This window comes from candidate division KSB1 bacterium (genome assembly GCA_034506395.1).
GTDB lineage: Bacteria > Zhuqueibacterota > Zhuqueibacteria > Thermofontimicrobiales > Thermofontimicrobiaceae > Thermofontimicrobium.
Map to the genome: position 1 here is coordinate 1 of JAPDPQ010000018.1, position 26,449 is coordinate 26,449.

The 26,449-nt window shown below is 43.3% G+C and carries 21 protein-coding genes; 10 read left to right on the plus strand and 11 right to left on the minus strand.

All coding sequences use genetic code 11. The annotated features are described in order from the left end of the window. The 6 genes from ONB37_12295 to ONB37_12320 form a co-directional block, all read left to right on the plus strand. Positions 1 to 1,220, plus strand: a 1,220-nt coding sequence (locus ONB37_12295; GenBank protein MDZ7400933.1) for a T9SS type A sorting domain-containing protein, incomplete at its 5' end; no start/stop codon positions are given. Positions 1,221 to 1,394: 174 nt separating this feature from the next. After that, complete coding sequence (locus tag ONB37_12300; protein MDZ7400934.1) at positions 1,395 to 1,781, plus strand: hypothetical protein; 387 nt, start codon at positions 1,395 to 1,397, stop codon at positions 1,779 to 1,781. A gap of 331 nt (positions 1,782 to 2,112) precedes the next feature. Then, positions 2,113 to 4,464, plus strand: a complete 2,352-nt coding sequence (locus tag ONB37_12305) for a transketolase (protein ID MDZ7400935.1) — start codon at positions 2,113 to 2,115, stop codon at positions 4,462 to 4,464. 530 nt (positions 4,465 to 4,994) lie between these two features. Next, on the plus strand, positions 4,995 to 5,540 hold the full coding sequence (locus ONB37_12310; protein ID MDZ7400936.1) for an RNA polymerase sigma factor: 546 nt from the start codon (positions 4,995 to 4,997) through the stop codon (positions 5,538 to 5,540). Between the two features lie 4 nt (positions 5,541 to 5,544). Further along, the gene (locus ONB37_12315; GenBank protein ID MDZ7400937.1) at positions 5,545 to 6,024 is read left to right on the plus strand and encodes a zf-HC2 domain-containing protein; all 480 of its coding nucleotides are present in this window, start codon (positions 5,545 to 5,547) and stop codon (positions 6,022 to 6,024) included. A 12-nt stretch (positions 6,025 to 6,036) separates the two neighbouring features. Beyond that, positions 6,037 to 7,149 (plus strand): hypothetical protein, encoded by a 1,113-nt coding sequence (locus tag ONB37_12320; GenBank protein ID MDZ7400938.1) that lies wholly within the window; start codon positions 6,037 to 6,039, stop codon positions 7,147 to 7,149. Between the two features lie 69 nt (positions 7,150 to 7,218). Here the strand turns inward: ONB37_12320 and ONB37_12325 are convergent, their stop codons facing one another. The 6 genes from ONB37_12325 to ONB37_12350 form a co-directional block, all read right to left on the minus strand. Continuing rightward, positions 7,219 to 8,367, minus strand: a complete 1,149-nt coding sequence (locus ONB37_12325) for a T9SS type A sorting domain-containing protein (GenBank protein ID MDZ7400939.1) — start codon at positions 8,365 to 8,367, stop codon at positions 7,219 to 7,221. A 175-nt stretch (positions 8,368 to 8,542) separates the two neighbouring features. Further along, on the minus strand, positions 8,543 to 9,688 hold the full coding sequence (locus ONB37_12330) for a 6-bladed beta-propeller (GenBank protein ID MDZ7400940.1): 1,146 nt from the start codon (positions 9,686 to 9,688) through the stop codon (positions 8,543 to 8,545). 12 nt (positions 9,689 to 9,700) lie between these two features. Beyond that, positions 9,701 to 10,294 carry a redoxin domain-containing protein gene (locus ONB37_12335; GenBank protein ID MDZ7400941.1) on the minus strand — a complete coding sequence of 198 codons (594 nt, stop codon included), beginning with the start codon at positions 10,292 to 10,294 and terminating at the stop codon, positions 9,701 to 9,703. A gap of 974 nt (positions 10,295 to 11,268) precedes the next feature. Then, positions 11,269 to 11,817 carry an isoprenylcysteine carboxylmethyltransferase family protein gene (locus ONB37_12340; GenBank protein MDZ7400942.1) on the minus strand — a complete coding sequence of 183 codons (549 nt, stop codon included), beginning with the start codon at positions 11,815 to 11,817 and terminating at the stop codon, positions 11,269 to 11,271. Positions 11,818 to 11,907: 90 nt separating this feature from the next. After that, positions 11,908 to 12,378 carry an MGMT family protein gene (locus ONB37_12345; GenBank protein MDZ7400943.1) on the minus strand — a complete coding sequence of 157 codons (471 nt, stop codon included), beginning with the start codon at positions 12,376 to 12,378 and terminating at the stop codon, positions 11,908 to 11,910. A 350-nt stretch (positions 12,379 to 12,728) separates the two neighbouring features. Then, the gene (locus ONB37_12350) at positions 12,729 to 13,661 is read right to left on the minus strand and encodes a nucleoside hydrolase (protein MDZ7400944.1); all 933 of its coding nucleotides are present in this window, start codon (positions 13,659 to 13,661) and stop codon (positions 12,729 to 12,731) included. A gap of 596 nt (positions 13,662 to 14,257) precedes the next feature. Between ONB37_12350 and ONB37_12355 the strand changes: the two genes are divergently transcribed. Next, on the plus strand, positions 14,258 to 14,815 hold the full coding sequence (locus ONB37_12355) for an SRPBCC family protein (protein ID MDZ7400945.1): 558 nt from the start codon (positions 14,258 to 14,260) through the stop codon (positions 14,813 to 14,815). A gap of 842 nt (positions 14,816 to 15,657) precedes the next feature. Beyond that, positions 15,658 to 16,434, plus strand: a complete 777-nt coding sequence (locus tag ONB37_12360) for a hypothetical protein (GenBank protein MDZ7400946.1) — start codon at positions 15,658 to 15,660, stop codon at positions 16,432 to 16,434. Positions 16,435 to 16,933: 499 nt separating this feature from the next. Here ONB37_12360 and ONB37_12365 read toward each other — a convergent pair whose 3' ends face one another. Beyond that, positions 16,934 to 17,968, minus strand: a complete 1,035-nt coding sequence (locus ONB37_12365; GenBank protein ID MDZ7400947.1) for a 2-dehydropantoate 2-reductase — start codon at positions 17,966 to 17,968, stop codon at positions 16,934 to 16,936. A gap of 58 nt (positions 17,969 to 18,026) precedes the next feature. Next, positions 18,027 to 18,401, minus strand: a complete 375-nt coding sequence (locus ONB37_12370; protein ID MDZ7400948.1) for an NlpC/P60 family protein — start codon at positions 18,399 to 18,401, stop codon at positions 18,027 to 18,029. Positions 18,402 to 19,197: 796 nt separating this feature from the next. Between ONB37_12370 and ONB37_12375 the strand changes: the two genes are divergently transcribed. Together ONB37_12375 and ONB37_12380 are read left to right on the plus strand one after the other, a co-directional pair. Further along, positions 19,198 to 19,407: a hypothetical protein gene (locus ONB37_12375; GenBank protein ID MDZ7400949.1), complete on the plus strand. Its 210-nt coding sequence runs from the start codon at positions 19,198 to 19,200 to the stop codon at positions 19,405 to 19,407. A 452-nt stretch (positions 19,408 to 19,859) separates the two neighbouring features. Next, positions 19,860 to 23,282: a GDSL-type esterase/lipase family protein gene (locus ONB37_12380; protein ID MDZ7400950.1), complete on the plus strand. Its 3,423-nt coding sequence runs from the start codon at positions 19,860 to 19,862 to the stop codon at positions 23,280 to 23,282. Between the two features lie 294 nt (positions 23,283 to 23,576). Here ONB37_12380 and ONB37_12385 read toward each other — a convergent pair whose 3' ends face one another. From ONB37_12385 to ONB37_12395, 3 genes are all read right to left on the minus strand, one after another. Further along, a complete protein-coding gene (locus tag ONB37_12385; protein ID MDZ7400951.1) occupies positions 23,577 to 24,566 on the minus strand; it encodes a pyridoxal-phosphate dependent enzyme in 990 nt (329 codons plus the stop codon). Positions 24,567 to 24,714: 148 nt separating this feature from the next. Further along, on the minus strand, positions 24,715 to 25,098 hold the full coding sequence (locus ONB37_12390) for a Rid family detoxifying hydrolase (protein ID MDZ7400952.1): 384 nt from the start codon (positions 25,096 to 25,098) through the stop codon (positions 24,715 to 24,717). A 308-nt stretch (positions 25,099 to 25,406) separates the two neighbouring features. Further along, entirely contained in the window at positions 25,407 to 26,378 is a 972-nt protein-coding gene (locus ONB37_12395; protein MDZ7400953.1) for an aldo/keto reductase, read from the minus strand. Positions 26,379 to 26,449: the final 71 nt, after the last annotated feature.

A 26,449-nucleotide genomic window follows, 5' to 3' on the forward strand; every position in this document is an offset into this window, starting at 1 on the left:
TCTCCAGCCCTGAAGTCCGTCAAACGGGTATTTCGGGCATGCAAATGAACAATGAGATGGTAGCAAATATCTTCGCTAATCTTCAAACTGAAACCATGACCAATGCAGTTTACATCCAGATTCGCAGTTTGCAAAATTTCAACAATCTCAAGGACGATTCGACCTACTATTGGCGGGTCAAGGCAGTGGATCAATATGGAGCGGAATCCAATTTCACCAGCGGCACTAGTCGGTTCTTTTTTAATAAAACCAACACGGCCCCGCAGCCTGTGATCGCTGGTTTCTCGCCCAAAGATGGCATCGAAGTGCGAACCAACAAGCCTGAGCTAAGCTGGCATCCCGCTAAAGATGCGGATTTGAGCGACCATGCGGGGACGCTGCGCTACAAATTGCAGTTGGATGATGATGGCGAATTTGTAAGCAATTATAAGTATCAATACACCACTGCCATGGGATTGAACACCTTTGAAGTGCCCGATCCGCTCAGCGAAAATGTGAAGTGGTACTATCGAGTGCAAGCGGTCGATGATGAAGGTTTGTTCTCAACCTGGTCAGCGGTTCAGAACTTCTGGGTCAATGCCATCGATGAAGCGCCAAGGCCGTTTGCATTGTACGCCCCTGCTAATAATAGCGCTGTAAGTTCAGACACGCTCAAATTTTCCTGGGCCAGCACCTATGATGTTGATCCCAATGATAAATTCAGCTTCACGATGGAATATAGCACAAGCAGCAGCTTTTCAGAGAATGTTAATTCGATTCCCAATTTGACGGATTCTACTTTCATCATCGAAACCAAAGGAATGAGACAGACAGTCTATTATTGGCGGGTCAAAGCTGTCGATAGTGATGGACTGGTCACGTGGGGCAGCAATAGCGGGATTTCCCCGTGGTCTTTCCAGTTCCATCCCACGGCTGTTTTCGATGATCATAAAAATTTTCCCCAAGAATTTCATTTATCCCAGAATCATCCCAACCCCTTCAATCCTGAGACAGTCATCGATTATCAGCTTCCCATCTCCTGTCATGTGGTGATTACCATCTACAATACCCTTGGCCAGGAAATTAGAAGACTAATCGATAACGACCACCAGCCAGGCTACCACCAAATCCTCTGGGATGGGAAGGACAATTCTGGCAACCAAGTCGGCACGGGAATTTATCTGTATCAGATGCGGGCGGGTGAGTTTGTGGCGGTAAAAAAGATGATCCTCATCCAATAGTCGCTACTAATTTGGCAGCGCTGGGTGATGCGCCGGCGCTGCCGCCTCTAATTTTGGTCTGACCACTTTATCCTATCTTTAAATTTTCGACACATCTATCTCACGATTTCGAGCGCGCTGGAGTTTGCTGGTAAATTATGGTGTTGAACCATAATTTTTTAGAAAGGAATAATCATGAAAACTATCTCCCAAAATCGCCTTGTCCTTGGATTGTCGATCCTTATTTTCTTTTCTTGCGCGTTTTTTCATAGCAGTCAGAAGAAAGAACTGAGCTTAAGAAAAGAGATCACGAAAGGGGTGACAACCGAGGCGAATGTGATGAATCTGCTGGGTATGCCGACCTCAGTAACTCCAAACAGCATCGGGGATGAAGTATGGTTTTATAAGAACCTCTCTTATTCGTTTCAGCAAAGCAATAATGGCAAGAGCCTCATTTTATGGGAAGTCGCTAACGCCGATTCTTCGAACCCCGTACGATCATATAATTTGCTCATCACCATTGATCAAAATGATATCGTAAAAGATTTCAAGCTCGATTGGTTGGATCTCGATAACTTTTAAAACCGTAAATTTTAAATCTTCCTTGAGCGAAGCGGATTTTTCAAGGCCTACTCATGCCAAGCTGAATCAGTTTTCATTAAAAAATTCTCATAGGCTTGTATGCATCGGTCATCGGATGAATTTGCACACGATATGAGCATTTCATTCTAAAATATTCCTCATTGCAGCTTAAGATAAAAATGCTCCTTGAATCCTGCTCCCCAAAAAAATGCTTGTATATTACCGTTTTTTTCGTTATTTTTGTGTCCTTTATTTTGGTTTATCAATTTGGATCTTCCAATTGTTAAGATGGAATACGTTCGAACGAAAATCAAGGGGATTGATTATGACAATGGGCTCCAGTCAAGTGGAATCGATTTATCAACAACTCGAAAGTCGCTTCTCCTATTGGGAGAAACTAAAAGATATGATCGATCAGTGTATTGATATGATGTTGAACCTTAGACAAAGTGGGCACCCTGGCGGTTCGCGGTCCAAGGTGCACTTTTTTTTGGTGACGATGCTGAGCGGGGTCATGCGATATGATATTCGTCACCCAGAGAAACGCTTTGCCGATCGTTTCATTCTTGTGGGTGGACATACGGTGCCTCTGATTTATGCTGCGCTTGCGGTTCTGAATGAGGCACTGAGACGGAAATTCAAGCAAACTGGCGATCCTAAATATAAAATTCCAAATGAAGCAGAGCGAGCATTGTATTGGGAGGATCTTTTGACGCTGCGCCACAATAAAGGTTTGCCTGGCCACGCAGAGATGGGCGGGAAAACCTTGTTTTTGAAGTTCAATACAGGGCCTTCCGGCCATGGTTCGCCGGCTGCTGCGGGTGAGGCGTTAGCATTGAAATTGGCAGGCGCTGATGATATTCGCGTGTTTGCCGTGGAGGGCGAGGGCGGTTCGACCGCAGGCTGCACCCATGAGACCCAAAACTCTGCCTGGGGTTTGGGGCTCAACAATCTCTATTATCTATTTGACTGGAATGATTATGGGATTGATGATCACCCGATGAGTAGTATCATTTATGGCACGCCAGCCGATTGGTTCGGTGCCCATGGCTGGCGGGTATTCGGAACTGAGAAGGGCATGGAATGGCCCTCAGTCACGAGAACCATTTTAGAGATGATCTATTCCGAAAACAAAGAAAAGCGGCCAAATATCGCTTGGTTCAAAACGCGCAAAGGCCGAAATTACGGTGTATACGATAACAAATCGCATGGTACCCCCCACAAGCCGATGAATAGTCCACTGTTCTGGGAGACGACCAAGATCTTTACTGAGCGCTACGGCATCGAGTTCGAGGGGTTTGGTCAACCTGCACCAGAGACGCACGCTGCACAAGTTGAACAAACCAGGAATAATTTGCAACGAGTCATGCAACTTTATGATCATGACCCTGAGTTGTTGGACTATGTGGCGGATACCTTGGTCGAGTTGGGCGAATCGATTCCAGAGCAGAAAACGACTCTGTTTTATGACTTCAACAAGAACCCATTCAAAGATCCAGTTTTTACCGATTATCGAAATTATCCCGCTGATATCTTCGCGAAGCCAGGACAAAAAGAGCCCAATCGAGCTGGACTCTCAAAATTTGGCGCGTGGATCAATGCCAAATGCTATGAAAAATATGGCCGGCCAATGTTCATCGCGATGTCTGCAGATCTGGCGGATTCGACGAACATCTCCGGTTTTGCCAAAGGTTACGGTAATTTCAAGGGCTTTGGAGTGTATGACCGAAACGGCAATCCGCAGGGTTGCCTATTGCCGCAGGCGATCACTGAGTTTACTAATGCCGGCATTTCCGCAGGAATCGCTACTGTAAATCTTTCAGAGCGCCCGTTTGAGGAGTTCAATGGTTTTTATGCTGCTTGCTCCACATACGGCTCATTCATTTATTTGAAATATGGTCCCATGCGATTGTTCAGTCAATTAGCACAGGATTCAGAGATCAAGGTGGGCAAAGTGTTGTGGATCGCTGGGCATTCCGGACCGGAAACAGCCGAGGATTCTCGAACCCATTTTGGCATCTTTGCGCCCGGCGTTTCCCAACTATTCCCCGAAGGCCAGGTGATCAATTTATATCCTTGGGAGCACAATGAAGTGGCGCCGATGCTCGGAGCAGCCTTGGCTACGGATAAGCCGATCATCATTTTACATCTCACTCGACCGCCCATTGAAATCCCAGATCGTCAGAAGCTGGGAATAGCCTCGCATTTTGAAGCAGCGAAAGGGGCGTATCTCATCCGAGATTACAAGCCCAATCTTCCCAAAATGGGAACCATCTTTGTCCAAGGGACCAGCACCACAGCCAATCTGATCAAAATACTACCCAGATTGGAAGAGGCAGGTTTCAATGTTAAATTGGTCGCTGCTGTGAGCTATGAGTTATTTAAATTGCAGCCCGAGAGCTATCAAAAATCAATTGTCTCAGATTCCGATTGGCTCGATTCAACCGTGATCACCAACACTGCCCGACGGAACATGCACGATTGGATTTTTTCCAAGATTTCAGAACAATACGCCATGTGCTCGGATTGGGACAATCGCTGGCGCACTGGCGGCTCAGTGGAAGAGCTTTGTGAAGAGGCGCATATTTCGCCAAATTGGCTATTTAAAGGGATCGAGCGATTTGTCAAAGAGCGCGAACAGAGGTTGCAGATGGTTAAAGCCATGTTGCCGAAAAATTCCTGATTGAAAAGGCGCCTATTATCTGGCGCCTTTTTTATTTGAAGAAAAAAGATATGGTCCTTGGCTCCTAGGGAAATGGATTTCATCTGCCTGGGAACCAAATCTTAAGCTTCTTCAACCATAATTGAAGTATTGACATTCCTTTTTAATTTTTAAAAGTCCAATTTCAATAACCGCCAGAATTCCATCAATTGTCTTGCAATAGTCTTTGCAGATGTTGTTAACTCGCTGGAAAAGTATTTTCAGTTTGTCCCTCGATCAGAATATTGACTCGCACCACAATCGAAGATGTCCTTCAGAAATGTTCTTCTCTCACAATTCGCCCAATCGATAGTCCTGAAGCTATTCCTGCAATTGGTCCGAGTCAAATCTTTTGAAGATTAAGCAATCGCCCTCTCGAGCGATTACTGTAATATCCTTTGGATCACAATGCTCCAGTGATAAAAATTTTTTAGCAATGACGAGCAACTTTTTAGCCTCTCATGTGTTTTACTGTTGAAAGTAGAGAAAAGCAGACCAAAAAAGGAATGGTTTTGGATAAGACTGATCAAGAATTGATGGGCGTTTTTCAGCAAGGTGATGATCTGGCGTTTGTGATATTATATAATCGGCACAAACGCAATTTGGTCTTTTTCTGTTCCAGAGTGCTTCAGGATCATGATGTAGCCGAAGATATAGCACAGGAAGCCTTTTTGAAAGTTTATCTTCAACGAAGCAAACTAAACGCGGATGGGAATTTTAAGAGTTTTTTATTTACGATCGCCAGAAATTTATGCCTGAATCGGTTGAGAGATCAAAAAAAAAATATCCGTATCGCTGAAGAAATCTGCTCAGCCAATGAGTTTGTAATTAAAGAGAATACAATAGCCATTGAAAACAATGACATTTTAAACCGTGCGTTGGCTCAATTAAACGCCGATTATCGGGAATTGGTTCTTCTTAGAGATTATGAAGGATTTTCTTATCGAGAAATTTCTGAAATAACCCGTTTATCGGAAAGCGCAATCAAAGCGAAACTTTTTAAGGCACGATTGAAATTGAGAGATATGCTTTTGCCAATTTTAAAAGAGGGAGCTTAATATCATGTCATGTAAAGATTATGAAGAAATGATTAGCATAGCATTGGATGGAGAATTGTCATCCTCAGACGCCGACCGTTTGCAATTGCATCTCGTTGGCTGTCAGCATTGTCATGAATTTTTGAATTCCTTGCAAAAGATCAAAGGATTGTTCCAATTACAGCCTGATACCATTCTCTCTAAGGACTTTGATCATAAATTTTTTGCAAGGCTGGCCGAGCTTCGACAAGCACGCCAGCGCCAGATGAGCACTCAATCCTGGTGGCGACGAAAATTCCTGGTACCTGCACCTATAGCGTATGCGGTGGCCCTTGCTTTGATCTTCTTTATGGGGTTGGCATTTCATAAAAAAATACCATTCAGAACAGTTCCATCAAAAGAAGCTTACACCCAAAAATATGTTGATGCCCCATATGAAAAAATTCGCAAGATTAAAATCACTAAAGATGATATCTTCAGCATTTATGGAGAAAAGCGTTTTTAAGAGAGGTGAGTCATGAATAAAAATTTGTCTCCGATTCTTAGGGTCATTATTTTGTTCGGCATCTATTTCACAATCATTTCAGTAGCCTTCCCCCAGCAGGATAGCATTATTGTTATGCTAAAGCGGGTAAGTTATAGCAAAGATGGAGAAAAACATCCCGGATCCACAGTTTATCAAACTGTCTATTTAGGAACAGGGCCAAAACTACCAATCGAATTTACACCTTCACTAACTTTTGGCAGCACCGAATCGAAAGATTATATGGAAGGCAGTAGTTCATCTAGATTTCAAACTTATTTTGATTTAAACAGAACAATTGATCCGTTTTGGCTTAAACTAGCGAGCAAGAATGTATCCAAAACAACTCCTTTGTTAATTTACAATTTTTTGATTAGACCGGAACGTCTTTCATCAGATAAGATTCGTATTAAGCTAGCCTATGAGAAAAACGAGTTTGTGCAGTTTTCAAGCAATAATCATCCGATCTATGAAAAATCATTTATGGTACAAGAGTTCGATGCAGATTTCGACAAACCACGCGAGCTCTTTGTGGTTGCAACAGTTCCATCCAAAATTGCTGCCGAGATTGTCATTCAGCATCCTATTCGCCCCCCCATTGAATCAAAAATTTCGACCGATATTCTGGAAAAATTGGCAAATTTAAAGGCTTTGGAAATTCCTGTCACTTTTTATATTGAATATATGCGCAAGGATAGTGCCACTGGTAAAGTAATATTCCGCAAGCAGACGGTTCAGAAGGGTTATAACCGGGACAATCCCTTCTCGCTTGAATACCTTATCGAAACACCTAAAGTATTTCTTCAGAATGATAGGAATTTAAATTACGCCATTAGAGGTTATTTTGTACCACTGGCCCTAAACAGAAACGACTTGGATGTTTGCTTGATTATCGAACAAAAACACATATCAAGTCCTGGCGGGCATGTAGGTCACGGAATCAAAAAAGAACTGAAAATTAAAAAAGGAGAGAAGCTGGAAATTGAACTGGTGAAAAATAATGGAACAACAGGATTTCAAAACAAATCTGGAGAATACATTATATTTGAATATGCAGAGCTATTTAAAGGAATGTCAGAAAGCTTGTTGGTAACAGTTGAATTTTAATGCGGACAAAGATCAAAGCATAAGGCCATTTTCGCTGGCAGATGAATTCCATCTGCCTTACTGCGCATTCTATTTGATCAACACACACCTGCCTGACTTAATATTTCCATCCCACTGCAACTGGTAAAAATATACGCCAGAATTATGCCTGCTGCCATCCCATGATATAATATGAGCGCCCGAACATTGCGCATCATCGGCCAGGACAGCGACCAATTGACCGATGGCATTAAAGATTTTTAGGTGGACTGGCGCCGAATAGGGCAGTTCATAACTAAAATGAGTGATCGAATTGAACGGGTTGGGGTAGTTGCGCACCAAAAAATAGCAGTCGGGCTGAATCCAATGTTCGTTCAGACCGACTGTAACCTGGTGCAAAATCCTGATCATTTGCTCCAGCATCAAATGCAATCCATACAGATGTTTCATGTGATCGCTGGCGGTGTCACCCGCATAGCCTTTGAGATGGAATTTGCCTGTGTCGCAGGCCGATTGCTGGAGCCCAATTTCATCCACCGCCGAGACGAAGACGCGCTGAGCGCCGATGCCGTTGATGAGATAGTTGGCGGTTTGGGTGGTGCTCTCATACCCGCTGGTGGGAATGGCGGAATGGGTGAGACAAAAAATTTTCTTGCCATCCCGAGCATCCCTGGCAAAACGGAGGAAATCCTTCATCTGCTGCTCTTTCAGCGCAGGGTCGGAATTGCAATGGAGTCCATCGGCCAAGGCCAGGGCGTTGATCTGATCGTAATAAGCGGGCGTTTTGAAAATCTCTCGCACGCCTGCGTAGCCTGCGCTAAACGATGTCACGATGAGCGTATCCACTACTGGATTGGCGATGATATTGTGATCCTGGAGCACGGCTTTGACTTTATCCAGAATAAGGCGAAATTTATTGGCGTCCTGAAAATAATTTTGATAAGGACTGGATAGCGCGCCCAGATGGATATTAAATAGCACCGCATTAGCCTGCGCTTTATAAACCACATCTTCAGCAGCCCAGGAGGCGCTATGCAGATGGAACACCAGCATCAATTTTCCATCTTGAGGTGCCTGGTAATAGTTGGGCACAAACACCTGGGCAAATTGACCCGTAGTGCCGTGATTCAATTGCAGCTCAGCCGTCAAATCGAAGCGCTGGCCAATGGCCACTCCTTGCGCCAGAGCCGCAGTCGGGAAAACAGACAATAGCAACAGCACGGCAAAGCATAATTTCATTGGCAATGTTCTCGCTATTTTTTGTAGATTGCTTATATCGACGGCTTTTCTATCATCCATAAGAATAAAATTAAATTGCTTTAAGACTTGTTCATAATCACCTTTTTTTATTATTTTGATTTCTAAAAGACAAAGATACTGCTGCAAGCACATTGATGGAAACTTAACTGAATTATCAGAGCTTAAATTTAAAAACAACAATTTTGGGATTAAGGACATTTTGAAGCGCATTGCTGATCAGGGGAATATCTATATCTATCGGTTCCTCAACTGCAAAAATGCAGTTACCATAGCTGCCAAGGATGGCACTCTTCAAATATTTGGAATTCTCAGTGTCAATTTCAATCTTGCCTTTCAGTAAATTGCCCTTCAGATCAAAAAATGATAAATAATATGTTTCATTTCCAACAAACGTCACCATTGCAATATTATCCTGAATGAAAAATATATCATGGATCATTGTGTGTTGAGAAATCAACTTCAACATCGTCCTAGAATTGTCGACAGAGGCAAAAATTTCTGGTGAAACAGCATTTGGCAAATGGCTGATATGCTCTATAATGGTTCGTTGGACTTGACCATTCGGATCATGAATTCTAATTGTTAAATCAAAAATATTTCCGATCCAAATTTGCCCATTTGGTGCTAATTTCACTGAACCTCCTAGATAAAATATTTTTTGCAACGTTTCTTCCAATTCACTATACCGATATTTAATTCGGCCGTTTTGATCAATTACTACAATTTTTTTCCCTTTAGAGGCATCAGAAAATGATGGATTAATTGTATAAAAATATAATAAGCCATGAGAGTCAATAAAGAATCGCTGAGGAAATATTCCCAAAACATCAAGCCTCATCTGTTTTTGGTACTCTCCATTTCTATCGTAGAAGATTAATTTGAATTTTTGACTATCCAATATCACGATTCTTCCCTCGTTATCTACGCAGGCATACTCAGGAATAAGATACTCGCCAGGCCCCTCACCGTTAATTCCTACTTGGCGAATAAATTTTCCAGTTTCGGAAAAAAGAAGCACGCTCTTGGTTACCCGAGTGTCAACGACAATAAATCTTTCATCAGATTTAATAATCTGATCAATGCTGCCTACATAGCTTTTGGTACCAGTTGCTAATTGAATTTCCTTGGACTTTTCAAACAAATCCTCAAAATTCTTTGCTTGCTGGAATTTTTCCATCAAGGAAATTGGTAATGCCAATTCATTACTGCTTTCACGACTATTTTTCTGACAGGAAATCAACAATAAGCCAAACCATAACGAAACTATCAATTTAATATATCTTCTTAAAATGCTGTTCATAGAATATCCCTTTCATTTTTGAGCAAATAGCCTCTCAATGAATTGAATAAATTTAATAGATTCTTGAGGGACTTTGGCTACTGGAAAATGTGCTTTAAGAATTTTTTTTGTGTCACGATCAACTAAGAAAGATAATGGCGTTTTATGGATATCGAAATACTTTCGAAGTGTATCAGTATTATCGTAAATTAGAGGAAAGCTAAAGTTATTAGCAGCTCGAAATCTGTTAAGCATATTGATGCTGGAGGCATGGGCAATAGCAATAATGCTCATTTTTATCTCGGAGTTAAGGCTTTTTGAATATAAATCTTCAAAATATTGGATTTCATCCTCAACACAGACATTGCAATCGGAGAGCGAAAACAAAAGAATCAAAAGATAATTGTTGTTCTCTTCGTGGAATAAATTTCTCTTTCTTTCAAGCGAAAAAAGAATATCCATCGGAAATGTCAATCCCTCCAGTATAGCCTCGTACGCGTTGGCTTCGATAATTTCGCTCACGACTTTGAAATCTTTTAAGAGTTTGTTCTGATATTGAATCTTTGATTTTAGCTGTTGCAATTTCACTTGCAAAAGAATGTTTAACAGACTGAGAACCAGAATCACAATGAAATAGATCCTTTTGCCATACAACCTCAAATTGTTAGAGCCACCATTCATAAACAAAACTAAATCGACTTAATAATTTCGCTGACTAGTTATGAAAAGAAGCTTCTGCTTACTTTTGAGCAGAAGCTTCTTCTTAAGAACCCTAATGCGGGTCATATGCGCCGCACTTGACTGGTGTGCAATCTTTTGATCCTACCACACATACAATTTCATGTTTGGTACCCCAAAAGTTGCAATGTCTAATCTGCTCTTGCTCGTCATCTTTAGGAATGTTAGCACTAGATTTGACAAGCAAAGACATGAAAGAGCTGATGATGATTACAAGTAGTAAAATGGAACACAGCCTTTTAAGCATGCTTCTCACCTCCTTCAATTGTTTTGCTTTGCAAAAAAAATTGCTGCAACTATTTCTTCTCTCTAGGCCTTGAAATGCTTAGTAAGGTTGAAGTTTCAAATTTTTTTTTCTGAGCCAAGGATTAAGCCATATCAAATGCCTAAAAGAGACAATTTAATTTACAAAAAAAACATTTGTCAAGATTTTTTTAATTTTCAACAAAACTTTCTGATAGCTATTCAGATTCTTTGGTGGGGTGATCTGGATTCGCAGGAAAAAAATCTCGCCAAGCTGAACCACTCATCTAGTCATTCCTACCAAGCTGAATAATTGCAGTTTCTGATGTAATTTTTTTCCCTGAATGTCCGCTGGAATTTTGTCATCCGCCGAAGAATCAAAGTTAATTGTAGTAATTATCTATTGGATCGAAAGAACATTAAGACTCAAAATCGTTTCCCGTGGCTAATAAGACATACCCGATACTCCTTGATCGTTTATATCCTAAGCTGTTTTATCAGCCATAGGGAAATTCCAGAGCGACCATCCGTTGGGTTGTTTCTATCCGTTGGAGAAATAATTTTGGTGCTCACTCAGCTTTCCCACGGATGATAGAACCTCCACAGATATTTTCAATGGCTCATATCCGTGGATGTTTTATTATCCGCGGGAAAAACGGAATAAACATCCTGCTATTTTTCATATAATCCCGATAGGCATCGCCGAATTTTTCCAGATTCTCTTTTTCTTCAATTTTTGCTGTGGCGTAGAGCAATCCCGTGATCAACAAAACCAGCAGCACACTAACGATTGAAATATGCTTGAGCCATGCGCCCCAGGCGCCAGCGAGCAATGAAGCATAGAGCGGATGGCGAATGTAGCGGTAGGCGCCCACCTTGACCAGTACGCTGGTGTCTTCAAAATTCTGTCGAGGTTTTCCAATGATGTGCAATAGATAAAATCCATGAATGGCCAAAACCAGAGAAATCGTAAGCAACAGCCAGGAGATGATCTGCCGAAAAACAAACGGCTGATCAAACCAGTAATTCACGTTTAGCAGCACCAGGATCAAGATGCCTTCGAAAGCGAAAAACCGAAAGAAACCGTGATTACAATATGACTTTAAAGATTTCCAGGAGTAGAGCAAGAACAGAATCGAGCACAAACCGAATATGAAAATTTTGATCATGGTAATCCACCTGACGGTTAGAGCAGAGTTCGACAATTCTCGATTCCCAATCCCAAATCCCAATTTTCAGAGAAGGAAGACCAGTTGCGATTAAAGCTCGGCCAGCGCCTTTTCATAATTTTCCACCACAAACTTTTTGCCTTTTTGAACCACCCTGTGCCCTTCTTGTTCGAGGAAGAACTTCACATTTTCGATGCCACCAGGATATTTCTCGTTCAACACGCCGCCTGCTTTCAAGGTTCGCCAGTATGGGGTGATGTCCTTTTCGCCCTGGCGTGCCTCTTCATCTGCGGCATGGGCAGCCACCCAGGCAAAGATGCCTGTGGTCATGGGACAGCCGATGGTCGCCCCGTGCTTTTTGGCCAGCTTGGCTCGAATTTCATTGATGGTGATCAGCTTGCCCTCGGGCACCTGCCGCATGATTTCGTCCACTTCGCTGGGGGCGGGAATGACCACCGTGCCCGTTCCCCAGCGCTGGCTCATGTTTTCCGTAATGCGCTCGACTCTGGGGAGGCCTTTGTTATCCAGTAGTTTTTGTTTCCAGGATTTTTGTTTTTTCATACGCTCGCTCCCAATTAAAATTTTTGACCACAGAAATGGAACAGCCACAGAAATAGCTTTCGGCATCAATTCTGTGGATTTCATTTCGGTGGGAGACGCTATGTTTTTTTCTCCCACAGAATTGGGATGCCACAGAATTGGAAATCTTAAAAATTGTATTCAGAAATGAAAGGACCGAGAAAAAAACTTAATTCTATTCTGAGAGCTTTACTTTCTGATTGCAAAAGAAATCCACACCACCGAAATGGAACAACGGCTGAAATAATTTTCATCATCAATTCTGAGGGACTTTACCTCTGTGGGAGTCAAAGATTTTTTCTCCCACAGAAATGGTATCCCACAGAAAAAAATTAAATTCTTGGTAAAGCTTGACGCTCCAATTTCTCGAACAGGTCTCGAAAAATAGGATCTCGTTTGACAAAGAATGCCCGACGAATAAAATGCCGTCGCTGATCAAAACTCCAGGTCACTTGATCGGTGACGATGGGGCTGTGGACGATTTCACTGGGTACCCAACTGTCGTTCACCAGCCAGGCGATGGCCGAAATATCCCAGATAGGGCGAGAAAAGGCAAAATGATCGTTGCTGCACGCCTTGAATGTTTCAGCCAAATATTCGCCGATGGCGCCTCGGCCCGCCACATATTGCTCGATCTCTGGCAGCGTGGTTAACAGATGCGAAGCCACGCCCAGACAGGGGATCTGCACGAGGGGCACGCCACAATCGAACAGCAGTCGGGCGGCGAGCACATCTTGCTTCAAATTAAATTCTTTCGTGTGATGCCAGTGATGCGGATGTCCGCCCAGCCAGACGATGACAATGCGATCGATAATTTCAGGCTCAATCAGGATGGCTGAGGCGATATTGGTCAAAACAGCGATGCCGACCACGTAAAGCAATTCGCCTGGATTCAAATTCATGGCGCGATTCACTAGATCCAGCGCGGCTTCGCTGTGGATGGGATGTTCCCAATCCGTTAAATAGCGATCCGATCCTCGGAACACCACTCCTTGAATAGGCCGGTTCAGCTTATTTAATATCTTCAAAATTTCACGATAGCTTTTCTCCATGCCATCTCCTGGACCTACCGATCGATCATTGAAGAACGGCGCCGCGTAGATCGCCTCGACAGTTAATCGTTCAGACGAGAGCAAAGCGTAGACAATGGCAAACTGATCATCAATCTCATTGTATGTATCAGAGTCGATGACTATTTTGATCTTCCCCTGGGGCGATTGTAATCGCTCCAATCGCAAAGATTCCGATATGATTGGGAATTTCATAAATCTCCCTTGTTCCTTTCTGGATGATTGATGCTTAAGATCGCTCATTTTGTCGGATTCCTTGAAAATTGGAAATCAAATAAAGGTCTTAGCCTACATTCCGCTCGAACGAAAACTCACCTTTTCGGCATTTCGACTGAGGGGAGAAAGCTGTAGGTCTAACCTTTTAAATATATCCAGAATCCTCGTTTCGTTCGGAATGACATTTTTAATTCATATTTAATGGATTTCGCTTTAATACCAAAAAATAAACTGGGAATCGGTTCCCGTCTCATTCCTGCTATGATGGCAGATCATTGGGATGGAAAGTCCACGAAAGTTTTTCTAAATTTCGTTTGAAAATTCGGTCAGCACCTTGATAAAATTTTCATAAAATGGTTATGAAAAGATGTATCGCTACTCACGGAATCATTATTTTTGTTTTGAATAAAAATAATGCAATTTTTGATAAAAGCAAAGAATTTTCTAATCAAAATTTCAACTTGCATTTTCCAAATCTTTTTGGTAATTTGCCAAAAAAGGTGATGGACAAAAAATATTGGCCTGTTCGAATCGTGCAACCGTCATCGTGATCCAAAAACTAGGTGGAGGAATTAATGAAGATTATCCGGGTTATTGGGCTGATTATCGTGGTCCTGGCATTCGTTGTACTGATACTCAGCTTATCTGCGCCAAAATCGTATCACGTGGAGCGTTCCATCGTTATTCAGGTACCCAAGCATCAGGTCTTCGAGCATATCAAATATTGGCGCAATTGGAAAGCATGGTCGCCTTGGGCTGAAATGGATTCAGCAATCGTGGTGACCATTGCAGGTATCGATGGGCAGATCGGCTCAAAATTTCAATGGAAAGGAAAGCGCGCAGGCAGGGGCGAAATGATCGCCACCAACATTCAAGAAGATGAGGAACTGGCTTATCATCTTCGATTCGTTAAGCCCTGGGAGAGTGAGTCGAACGGCTATCTTCGGCTAACTGCCGTTGATGATCATGCTACTCAGGTGACATGGGCCTTTTATGGCAAAAGTCCGTTCCCATGGAATTTCATTACATTATTTTTCAGCTTGGATTACATGATTGGGGGCGATTTTGAGCGGGGTTTGGAACGACTGAAATCGATCCTTGAATCTCAATCGAAAACTCGTCCACAAAATTAAAGTGTTGGTATAAAGATTAAACAGCATTCACTTACTGTTTAGTAGGATTCTAACTTTTTTCACCTTCACCTGATTGAATCTCCCCTGTCCTGGAGGCAGCACGGACCGATCGAAGTCATATATTTACCTGAAAATCAAGCCAAAACCAAAATGAAAGAGAACTCTTGCTTAAAAATTTAGCGCGTTACTCTATGGGGCGATGTGCTTGCATAACTTTTTGAAATGCGCTTCTGAACGTTTGAAACAGGACAGCCGATCGCGCCGTTGGTCTTTTATCACTGCCCTGTGCAAGAAATTCTCACTATTGTGATTCTCTTGCGCAGCTTAATAATGAAATAATCCTGAAATCCACTAATGGTTTTGCCTTGAGATAAAATCAGTTTCATCAAAAGAAGCATAATTTTGCAGATTGAAAGAAAATCAGATAACTGCCTACGATTTCGAAATTCAAAATTGAAGTGGACAAACCAGAAAAAGCCATTCGATTCATTAGATGCTCAACGTTTTTATTCTGGGTTATTTAATTTCAGAACAACTTGTTTCGATATATCCGAATGAATCGCTTGCAATTCCCATCAACCAATTGAATTGGTGCAAAATAATCCTGAGTGGGACCATATTGAGTTTCGGTGGCACAAAATTTGTCAAATTGAACGGTCGATTAGCAGGGGAAATCCAGTTAAAAGGTATGAGGATCGCAGTTCGAATCTGAGTTTTCACCAATTTTGCCAAATGAAGGATCGCTAATTGTCATTACGATCTGAAAAGGAAGGGTATTGGTTCGAACTCAGGCTTTCCAGTCATGCAATTTACGTAAGACTCAATCAATGGAGGTACCAATTATGAGAATTAGATTTTTGGCGATGTTAAGTTTGCTGGCGTTAATGAACATGTGCAGCAAAAATGCGACTTCGCCGGACCAGAATGTGGCAAGCCAGCTCAGCAATACCGAGCAGATGCAGATCGTTTCTGCTGAAGTTGCTGCCAGCTCCGGCGGTATTGTGGCTGATCTCGGAATAATGGGGCTCATCGCAAAAGGGGGATTTAGTACTGGGCTTTATAAACCCGCGAGTTTCGATACGACGTTCAAATACGGCTGGATCACCTATTCGGTGAGCCTGTCATTTTATAGCGTGCTTGGCAATGAGCAGCCATTCTATATTCCTCGACTAACTGATAAAATTGTCTACCAAGGCACATTAACTGGCCACGATTCGACAGCAAATCGTGAGGTCGACCTTAACAAAACCGCCTCATTTGTCGTCACTGGCATCACCACGGGCGTAATCACCATCAATGGGACAGCGAGCAATAACTCATCTTATGAATTTACCGGCAAGCAGGTAAGTTCTGAGGCTGAGGTGCACAGCACTTTTGTGGTAACTGATGTGGTTATCGATACCAAGGTTGACCCATTCATCCCGCAAAGCGGCAAGGTCGAATGTAGTTTCAAGGGCAGCTTCCATCGATCGGGCCCAGTGCAAGACAAAGATGTCGAATACGATTTTGCTCTAACATTGGAGTTCACTGGCAACAACCAGGTAAAGGTCACTCTGCCCAACGGCGATCAGTATACGCTGGATTTGATGACTGGGGAGTATACCCCCACCAAACCATAGCGTTCCTTTATGACAACGGCATTCTATTAATTAGGGCTTGAACAAAAACTCAGATCTCTGTTAGGTCGGCTCGCCATTTGACTACTGGTGTCAACTTAAGGATATGGAGTGTTATTCTGAGCGATCCGCCAATTGGCTATTGGCATCGATGGTGGATATTTTGTCTTCAGAGACCGCTGAAGCGGTCAGCAAATACTGTTAATTTGTGATTAATACCTGAATTAATTCGGGCATTAATGACAAACTCATACCGTTTTCAATGAACGTTTTAATGGTTTTAATTTTTTTTTGTACTTAATTTGGCGGTAATGACAAGTTGGCGGTGAGAAATCTGTAACACTAACAATCTCAAGGTCACCAGATTCCTCGCTTCGTTCCGAATGACGCTGTGACTTCAAATTCTAATGTTTTCGTTCAGTCACTAATTGGGCTCTTGGAATGCCGTTGTCATTTTTGGGAAATCATGCGATGAATTCAAAATGGGGGAAAAATAGTTCATTCAGCGGTTAGCATCCAGGATCTTATAAATATTTTCAGGACTAATAATGAGGTTGCCAGATTCAATTTGTTTGGTGAGGCTGATCAATTTTTGATGGATTGGCAAAGTCAAGTTATGCTGTTGACCTTTTTGAACCAGATAGCCATTGATAAAATCGATTTCTGTCCCCTTACCTCGCTGCAAAAATTGCAATGATGATGATTTGACCCGTTGAAATCGTAAGCCCAAGAGTTGCAAGCTGAGATGTTTTTTAAACAACTCAAAGCTAAACCGGGCACTCTGTTCTTTGGCACCAATAGCAAGCTTATGAAGATCGATATTGTTCGCGGTAGGTTCCAGCTTTATTTGGTGGCTATTAGCAACGGCGACGCCCTCCGAGATGGCGAGCAAAATAATGGCGCGAGCCAGGTTAAGTTGGAATAATTTCCCCCACACTAGACCTGTAATACCCGCCAATGAGTTCACGCTGGCATTAAAAATTAAATCAGCGAATCGTGCGCCGAGGATATTGGAGCTGACGGTGACTGGAAAGATTTTCTCCAGCATCGATTTAATAATCAGCAAGCGATGGGTGACTTCACCATCCAACTCGCCAATGATGAAATTTGCATGACTGGTGATTTCGCTTCTCCCAGGTCCCAAAAGGGTAGCGGTCCAACCGACCACGCAGGCAATGGTTCGATCTGGTCGAACAACATCAGCGACAATTTGCTCGCACATGCCTTTTTGCAGCGTAATGACGGCAGTATCGTCTCGTAAAAATGGCACCAAGTTTTGAGCAAGCTCTTTAGTCTCATTGGCTCTGGTTGCAAGAAATATCATATCAGGTTGCTCGACCATCTGGGAAATATCTAAGACCACTTCCGGATAGCAAATGATCGGATCATGTACACCTTCAATACGCAGGCCGTTATTCTCGATGGATTGCAAAATTTCTCGATGTTTACAAACAAGCTGAACATTATAATTCGAATTGCAAAGATACCCAGCGATGACACTGCCGATAGCACCAGCACCAATCACAACGATTTTCATTTCACCTCCACGCACAGACGTAATCGGCACCAAAACGAGATCAATATTTCAAATATTTTCAGTTGTAGCGTGATCGAGGATTCAGATCGATAATACGGCCAGCACCCCGAAATCTGGAGCGGTAATAATGATCGTTTAAATGAGAGATTTTCACCCCAGATGAAATGCTGGCATGAACGAAATAATTTTTGATCAGGTAAATGCCCACATGATCGATCCCTGTCCGGTTCGTAAAAAATACCAAATCACCCAAATAAAGGTCTTTCTTTTTCACGCGAACGCTGGTTCGATAAAGCTGATCCGCATTATGCGGCAGCTCAATACCAAAAGCTCCCTTAAAAACAGTAGCTACCAATCCCGAACAATCCATGCCGTTCGCTGAGTTGCCCCCATAACGGTAGGGTGTTCCGAGATAAATTTTTATCTGGTTCAAAAGACGCTGATGCAAAGATCGAATGCTATCTTCTGTCACAAATCGTGTCTGAGAAAATGCTCCATCAATGGCCTTGCGCTGATGAACCCTTGGATTAGAACAGCAAAAACTGCATAGAAAAGTTATAGTAATGAATAAGCAAATAGAGTATTGCATAGGCGTTGCACTCAAATTAAGTGGCTCAATAAAATTCTTGATCGTTTACTCGATTCCTTCTCATTGATTGAAACGCTAATAATACGCTTTAATCAAGAGATTCGACCAAGACTCAGTTCAGCGAGATATTTCAAAATATCATGGCTTGGGATCAGTCGATTGAGTGGAAAACCCAATAAAGATCCATTAACTATTCAATATAGTTCAAAAATCCTGCCATAATAGTTTTGCAGCCAAAGGGAAACAAAATAGGATTAGAGATAAATTTTAAAATGTCAAGCATCCAGATAAATATCGCGCTGAAAAGCGTTATTTCAGACAGTATTCACAATCCATTGGTATGCTGGGATGGTGCTTTTGTCAGCGCAAACTTATGGGAATTGGATCAAAAAGTCAATAATTATTTGCTGAATTAATGTCCCCCGATGCAACAGTGTTTCAAATTGAACAAAAAATTCATATCCCTTGTCTGCAACTTAATTTTAAAACTAAGCTATATGCTTGATTTTTTAAAAGCCGAAATTGAACTTAATCGGCTTCTGGCTTGGTATGATTTTCGCATATTCATTGCGGGTTTTTTGGAATCTGAAAAATGAGAAAGTATATGTTTATGAAGTGGAAATAACGCAGGGGGACTTCGGTGAAAGAGATTCTATTAATCGGGAATGGTTTAAAAGGAACGAAATTGATTAGTGATTTGATGAAACAGGGCAATTATAAAATTCGACAGGCTAAAACTCCATTAAAGGCCCTGCAGCTATTAAAACAAAATAGCCCTGACTTTTTGATGTGCACGGGCAAAATTCGACAGACGATCGATGGTAAATATTTTTTAGAATTAGAACCTTGAGCACTCATTCATTATTGCGAACGCGTGATCAGTCGCAAAATCCAGTATGAACCGATGAACGAACCGCGTCGGGGATTTTGTCCTTAAAAACTAAAATGAACTCCTTCCTTCAGGCCGACAGGACATGATTCTCTTCAGCAAGGAAGAACTACATCTATTTATCAAGCTCGCAAGGCATTCCATCAATTCGAAAATGAAGCTTAATTCAAAACGAGTGGGCTAAGCTGGTGGGAGATAGATTGAGCCTAAAATGACCAATTCGGCAATTAGATTTTTGGCTGGGGAAAATTGACCTATTAAGTTAATTGGAGAAGTGTAGCATGAGGCATTGCTCGATTCTGAAGATCATCAGTTCATTCAATCGTCGACTTTTTACCAGAATTGGTTTATTTAGTTTATTCCTCATAAGCTTTATCGTACCTTCACATGCGAATGCCCAGCAGATTAGAATTATGCCATTAGGGGATTCGATTACCCATGGTGAGCATGGCTCAACACCGATCGGTGGTTTTCGGGACGATCTGGCGGATCTCTTATTAAGAGAGGGCGTCAATTTTGATTTGGTGGGAACGCTCAATGATGGGACTGGTAGTAATTACCCCTATCATGAAGGGCATCCAGGCAAAACTGCGGAATATTTGGCTAACAATATCCTTACTTGGCTCTCGGCAACCAATCCAAACATCGTCTTGCTTCACATCGGCACCAATGACATAAATTCCTATTATTCGAATACTGATATTCGGGATGACATTGAGCGGATATTAGAAAATATTTGGAGCTTTGATAGCAAAATTCCAGTGTTGCTATGCAGCCTAATTCCTCGAAATGATAATTTGAATAACACCAATACAGCTTTATGCGAGCTTGTTCACGAATTAGCAGTAAAAAAGCTGATGCAGGGCAAATTGATCCGCTATGTAGGTCAAAACGAGGTCTGGGTGGTCAATTCCAATTGGCCGACTGCGTACCTGTACGATAAGTTTCATCCCAATAACTCTGGCTATAATGTGATGGCCGAAGTTTATTTTAATGTCCTCATGAACCAGCTTACCAGTTTCAGTCAATTCATTACTGACAACTTTGATCGAACCAATCTGGGGATGACATGGAATAGTGAGAATGCTTATAAAATCATTTCAAACCAATTGACGATTCAGAGTGGGGGCAATTTTTGGTGGAAACCAGCCATTTATGTAGCGGAAATGGATCCCATATCCGTATCATTTGATTGGGCGAGATCTGTGGATTCAACGAAAGACGGGAATGCGGGACTGGCGCTTCATTTGCAATCGAATCAGATTAATACCAATGGCTATCTGGTTTATAAAGAAAGCGCAACTCGGAAGTTGAAGCTTTATCGTTTGCAAAATGGTGCCGTGGCAGAACTGCTGAGCGAAGTTTCTGGTAAATTGCCACCGGCCAAGCAGGGAGATCAATTTCGCGTAGCGATGTACAGCGATTTTCAAGGGGCCCATTTCACCTGTTACATTAATGGTGACTTTGATGGAGATGTGATTGATCGTAACAGCAGTTATAGCACTGGCAAGAATCATTTCGCTGGCGTGATGCTGGCCGGTACTGCAAACAACGTTGTCGATAATTTCCAGTTGATCCACAGCAAAGGAGCGGCGGAGCGAATCTACGCGATCTGGGGAGATCAACAGCAGGGCGATCCTGGGGAGCGATTGCCTGATTCCCTGGTCGCTATGGTTACCGATCAGAATGGAAATCCAATCCCTGCAATTCCAGTGAGCTTTGAGGTGATCGAGGGCACTGCAACGATTGCCCCTCCTGAATCCCAAAATCATTTCGAGTTCGAAGCAGAAAATGGAGTCCTTACGTATCCAATGCAGGTCATGAATGACCCGAATGCATCGAATGGAAAATATGTGGAGGTCCCAGCCGAATATCCTGATGATTCTAATGCCAAAGTGGTTTTCACATTTACTGTCGCAGAAGAAGCCGATTTTGTGGTTTGGGGCCGGGTCCAATCGGGCGATCATCTGCACGACTCCTTTAAGGTCATTATGGATGAACAACCAGAAATTGTTTGGCACATCTCAGGCAAATATACCTGGACTTGGGATCAGGTGTATGTGTTGAATGGTGAAGATCCGAAAATTTTTCATCTAACCGCTGGTACGCACACACTCGGAATTAAAAATCGGGAATGGGGATCGAAATTAGACAAGATCATCATCACCAACAATTTGAGCTTTAACCCAGCCACATTGCAGAAACCTCAGCAATATTATTATATCACCAATTCTTCAGGCCGTGCGCATGCGATTGTCACACTCGGAGCTACCCCTGGACTGGTGAAAATCAAGGCCAGTTCGCCCAACTTTTCCGATCACATCGTTTTTACAGCAACGATTCGATCTGATAAGGTGCCAGCCAGTCTGGCTATTGTCAGCGGGAACAACCAAAGCGCGAAACCGAATGAAACACTGCCGAATCCGCTCGTGGTCGAGGTGCGCGATGCGCAGGCTCAATTGCTTCCAAACATTGCGGTGAAGTTCGAAATTGTTCAGGGCACAGGCGCCAGCTTGGGCTCTCCTCAACCGGTAATGACCAATAGTCAGGGTCAGGCCGCTACCACCCTCAAACTGGGCAGCGAGTATGGTACTTATCTTGTGCGCGCCAGTTGTCCTGGCTATACCATTTCTCCAGTCACTTTCCAGGCAACTGCGACTTCGGCAGTTTTGGCTATTTCGGGAAGTTGCAACTACTACAATGGCAATACTCCAATTAACAATGTGGTAGTTAGAGCCACTGGTAACGCAAATACCTCTGCGATAACCAATACGCAGGGCCAATACCAGCTTACCGGCCTGGAAATGCACAGCAATTATACTTTGACGCCAGAGCGGGTGATTTTCAATGATTGGTCATCCCATCTGATCACGACTTATCAAGCGGCACTCACCCTGCGACAAGCAGTGGGATTGGAGAACTTTTCCTCGTTGCAAGTGAAAGCTGCCGATGTGGATCGCGATGGCAAAGTCACAGCTTACGATGCTGCTCTCATTGCCCAGTTCGCAGTTGGGTTGCCCAGAAGATCCGATTCGCATGTCGGAGAATGGCAATTCATCCCAGGTTTCCGATCGTATTATGATTTGACCACGAGCTATCAGAATCAGGATTATACCGGCATTCTGCTGGGGGATGTGACAGGCAAGTGGAATCAATCCTATAATGCGCCAAAACCTGCTGTTGAGCTGCCACCAGCATGGTTAGAGGAAATCAGTGTCCATGGCGACCGCCTGGTTATCCCCATCAGCATCCCTCAAGAGGTCGCTGTGCTCTCATGGCAGCTTCAGCTCCGATACGATCCGAGCAAATTGCGATATATCAAGGTAGATTGTATTCACACTGACTTTCATCTGGTTCAAAATCTCAGCCATGGCATGATAGAGGTAGGAATGTATGGCGTTCAACCGATCCATTCTTCCGAGCCGTTTGCAACGCTCGTGTTCCAGGCAATCGATGACAAATCCCAATCATTTGCCATCGAAGTGCCCTATTTTCAGATAAACGATCAGATACACCAACAGGGCAATACCGCGATCGCTGTTCAGACATCGGAACCAAAAGCATTCGTGCTGCTGAACAATTATCCGAATCCGTTTAACCCATCCACCACAATCGTATATCAAATTCCCGAGACTGGATGGGTGAGTCTGAAGATCTACAACCTGGCAGGCCAGCAAATTGTCCAATTGGTTGATGAAGAGCAAACGCCAGGAATTCATCAAGTCGAATGGAACGGTTTGGATCAGAATGGTCACGAGGCAGTGGCGGGGATCTATTTTGGTCAATTGCGCTATCGCAACCAACACAAAACGATCAGATTGGTCAAGATAAAATAATTAATCCGTGTCGCATATAGCAAAACAAGCTGTTTTATTCCAGAAATTATTTGGGAATCTGAACGAAGCAAAGGATATCATGTCATTCTGAGCTTTCCACCAACCGATGGATGCTCAGAATGACAGCGATTTCGTGTTAGTTCGTTTGGATCTAGGCTACTGCTAATGTCCAACTAACTCAAAAGGATCTCAATATAAATCGATCAGCGCAAGGTATCGCAAAGAAAAAAACTGTGCTTTTGGGCATGAGTTTTTGATATTTTGCAGCAAATTCATTCGAAGGCAAGACGGTCATCAGCTTTGTTGTTGCTCGATCGATTGAACTTGTTGAGAGAGCAAGTCGAAAAATTTGCTGAGATCTACATTGCCGCCAGAAATGATGATCCCGACCTTTTTTCCAGCGAGGTTCAGCTTTCCCGAGAGTAACGCGCCGAATGGGACAGCGGATGATGGCTCAATAATAACTTTCATTCGTTCAAAAATATGGCGCATAGCGAGGATGATCTGCTCCTCGCTCACCAACACAATTTCATCCACTAATTGCTGAATAATCGGAAACGTTTTTTCCCCAAGGGATGTTTTTAGCCCATCGGCAATGGTATTGGGATGTACAGGCGGGATGATCTTGCCAGCTTTTATCGAGCGATAGGCATCGTCAGCATTTTTGGGTTCACACCCGATGACCTTGATATTTTTACTGGAAGACCGAGCAGCGATGGCAGTCCCGCTGAGCAATCCCCCACCGCCAACTGGGGCCAGAATATACTCGAGATCGGGGACGTCCTCCAACAATTCGAGGGCGGCTGTCCCTTGGCCAGCGATCACCGTTTCGTTATTGTACGGATGGATCATAACTGCCCCGGTTTGTTTGATAATCTCGGCAGCCGCAGTTTCACGAGCCAGTTGAGTGGGCTCACAAAAGGTGATTTGCCCACCGTAGTTTTTCACCGCGGCGATCTTTACGGCCGGTGCATTGGAAGGCATCACAATCCTCGCTGGGATCCCCCGTTTTCGAGCCGCTAAAGATAACGCCGCCGCATGATTACCAGACGAATGAGTGACCACCCCCTTTGCTGCTTCGTTTTCTGGAAGCGAGAATACAGCATTGCACGCCCCACGGAATTTGAACGCCCCCACCTTTTGAAAATTTTCACATTTGAAGAACAACTGAGCACCAGTCATTTCATTTAATGTCGTACAGGTCAACACAGGTGTCCGATGCACTAAGCCAGCAATGCGCCGCTGTGCAGCGCGAAGATCCTCGATAGTTGGTTGATTGCCCATTTCTCTCGCCTCGATTTTGATATTGCATGATTTTGAGGAAAAAATTGATAACAATTGCTTAATTGGATGGAATCAATCAAAAGAAAAGATCGGCAATTTCAAGTGCCTGAGATCCATTTTTTCACAATCCCATTTTTCATGGTGGAGATTATTGCGCCGCAATTTCAGCCACCGCCTCGATTTCAATTGAGAAACCGTGATGCAAAGTGCCGACAGGCACAATTGAGCGCGCTGGTCGATGATCGCCAAAAAATTCGGCATAAATTTGATTGACGCGATCCCAATCTCGGATATCTGAAAGATAGATCGTGGTTTTAATCACATGTTGTAGTCCGCTGCCGGCAGCTTCAAGGATCGCTCTTAAGTTTCTCAGCACTTGACGCGCTTGGTCTTCGATACTACCCAAAACTTTCGCCCCGGTTCGAGGATCAAAGGGCAATTGCCCAGAAATATAGACCAATCTCTGATGAATTATTGCCTGGGAATAATGTCCACCTGGCACGGGTGCTTCAGTGGTGTTCACTATTTTCATATTATTGATCCATCAAAATGAATTCAATAGTGAGCGAAAGCAAAATGATTCAAAAATCATAACCAGCAAGCTCACGAAAGAAAAAATGATTTGAGAAATCGCCCTTGAGCAGTTTGCAATAGGCAAATTGAATACACATTATCCGCTTTCTGGTGTACCAAACCGCTTAAAGCGATATAAGAGCTGGGAGATCTCTGCAAGCTTAGCGCTGTCCATGTAGAATTTCTGCTTAATGTTTTTTCGAGACGCGCCTGAGAACCAACCGCTGAAAAACGAGATTTAATGGCATTTTTTGTAAGCCAAAAGAATTACCAAGCGTAAGCTTCCGGAGCAGCCCCGCCAGGTCCAGGCCAGATCTCATCCAGACGCTTCAATTGCTGATCAGTCAGCCGCAAGTCCAGAGCACGGAGGCTACCAGTAAGCTGCTCCAGCGTTCGAGGTCCAATAATCGGAGCGGTCACCGCTGGTTGATGGAGCAACCAAGCCAAGGCCACATCGGCTGGCTTTTCTCCGATTTCTCGGCAAAATGCTTCATAGGCCTCGACTTGAGGTCGATATTTTTCTAGAGAGGATTGGACGAATTTCCCTGCGCGTCGTCCCTGCTGTGTCTTTTCCAATACGCCACCTAATAAGCCCCCAGCAAGCGGACTCCACGGAATAATTCCCACACCCAGCGCTTGGCATGCAGGGATCACTTCCAGCTCGATCATGCGCGATTTCAGGTTATATAAACTTTGCTCTGAAACCAATCCCAAAAAATTGCGCTGCGCAGCTATATAATTGGCTTGAACAATATGCCATGCGGCGAAATTGCTGCTGCCCACATAAAGGACTTTTCCTTCCCAAACAAGTTGCTCCATCGCCTGCCAAATCTCCTCCCAAGGAGTCTCCCGATCGATATGGTGCATTTGGTACAAATCAATATGATCGGTTTTCAACCGTCTCAAGCTGTCTTCACACGCACGTTTGATATGATAAGCTGAGAGCCGCTGATCGTTAGGCCCTTCGCCCATCTTACCGTAAACTTTGGTGGCGAGCACCACTTTTTCTCGACGGCCGCCGGCTTGAGCAAACCAGCGACCGATGATCTGTTCGGTAACCCCTTCACCGATCTTCCAACCGTAAACATTGGCCGTATCGAAGAAGTTGATGCCCAGCTCAAGCGCTTTGTCCATGATGACGTAACTATCTTGTTCGCTCGTTTCCGGTCCAAAATTCATCGTGCCTAAACATAAGCGACTTACCTTTAATCCAGTTCGACCTAATTTGACATATTCCATGAGTGCCTCCTAAAATCCGATTGATTCGAGTCATTTCACGATCCGAAAACACCATATATTGCTATTAAGCC

Bases quoted from the DNA above. Each gene is read 5' to 3' on its own strand.
- ONB37_12300 (MDZ7400934.1), top strand. From the start codon at position 1,395: ATGAAAACTATCTCCCAAAATCGCCTTGTCCTTGGATTGTCGATCCTT.
- ONB37_12305 (MDZ7400935.1), top strand. From the start codon at position 2,113: ATGGGCTCCAGTCAAGTGGAATCGATTTATCAACAACTCGAAAGTCGC.
- ONB37_12315 (MDZ7400937.1), top strand. From the start codon at position 5,545: ATGTCATGTAAAGATTATGAAGAAATGATTAGCATAGCATTGGATGGA.
- ONB37_12320 (MDZ7400938.1), top strand. From the start codon at position 6,037: ATGAATAAAAATTTGTCTCCGATTCTTAGGGTCATTATTTTGTTCGGC.
- ONB37_12325 (MDZ7400939.1), bottom strand. From the start codon at position 8,367: ATGAAATTATGCTTTGCCGTGCTGTTGCTATTGTCTGTTTTCCCGACT.
- ONB37_12330 (MDZ7400940.1), bottom strand. From the start codon at position 9,688: ATGAACAGCATTTTAAGAAGATATATTAAATTGATAGTTTCGTTATGG.
- ONB37_12340 (MDZ7400942.1), bottom strand. From the start codon at position 11,817: ATGATCAAAATTTTCATATTCGGTTTGTGCTCGATTCTGTTCTTGCTC.
- ONB37_12345 (MDZ7400943.1), bottom strand. From the start codon at position 12,378: ATGAAAAAACAAAAATCCTGGAAACAAAAACTACTGGATAACAAAGGC.
- ONB37_12350 (MDZ7400944.1), bottom strand. From the start codon at position 13,661: ATGAAATTCCCAATCATATCGGAATCTTTGCGATTGGAGCGATTACAA.
- ONB37_12355 (MDZ7400945.1), top strand. From the start codon at position 14,258: ATGAAGATTATCCGGGTTATTGGGCTGATTATCGTGGTCCTGGCATTC.
- ONB37_12360 (MDZ7400946.1), top strand. From the start codon at position 15,658: ATGAGAATTAGATTTTTGGCGATGTTAAGTTTGCTGGCGTTAATGAAC.
- ONB37_12365 (MDZ7400947.1), bottom strand. From the start codon at position 17,968: ATGAAAATCGTTGTGATTGGTGCTGGTGCTATCGGCAGTGTCATCGCT.
- ONB37_12380 (MDZ7400950.1), top strand. From the start codon at position 19,860: ATGCCATTAGGGGATTCGATTACCCATGGTGAGCATGGCTCAACACCG.
- ONB37_12385 (MDZ7400951.1), bottom strand. From the start codon at position 24,566: ATGGGCAATCAACCAACTATCGAGGATCTTCGCGCTGCACAGCGGCGC.
- ONB37_12390 (MDZ7400952.1), bottom strand. From the start codon at position 25,098: ATGAAAATAGTGAACACCACTGAAGCACCCGTGCCAGGTGGACATTAT.
- ONB37_12395 (MDZ7400953.1), bottom strand. From the start codon at position 26,378: ATGGAATATGTCAAATTAGGTCGAACTGGATTAAAGGTAAGTCGCTTA.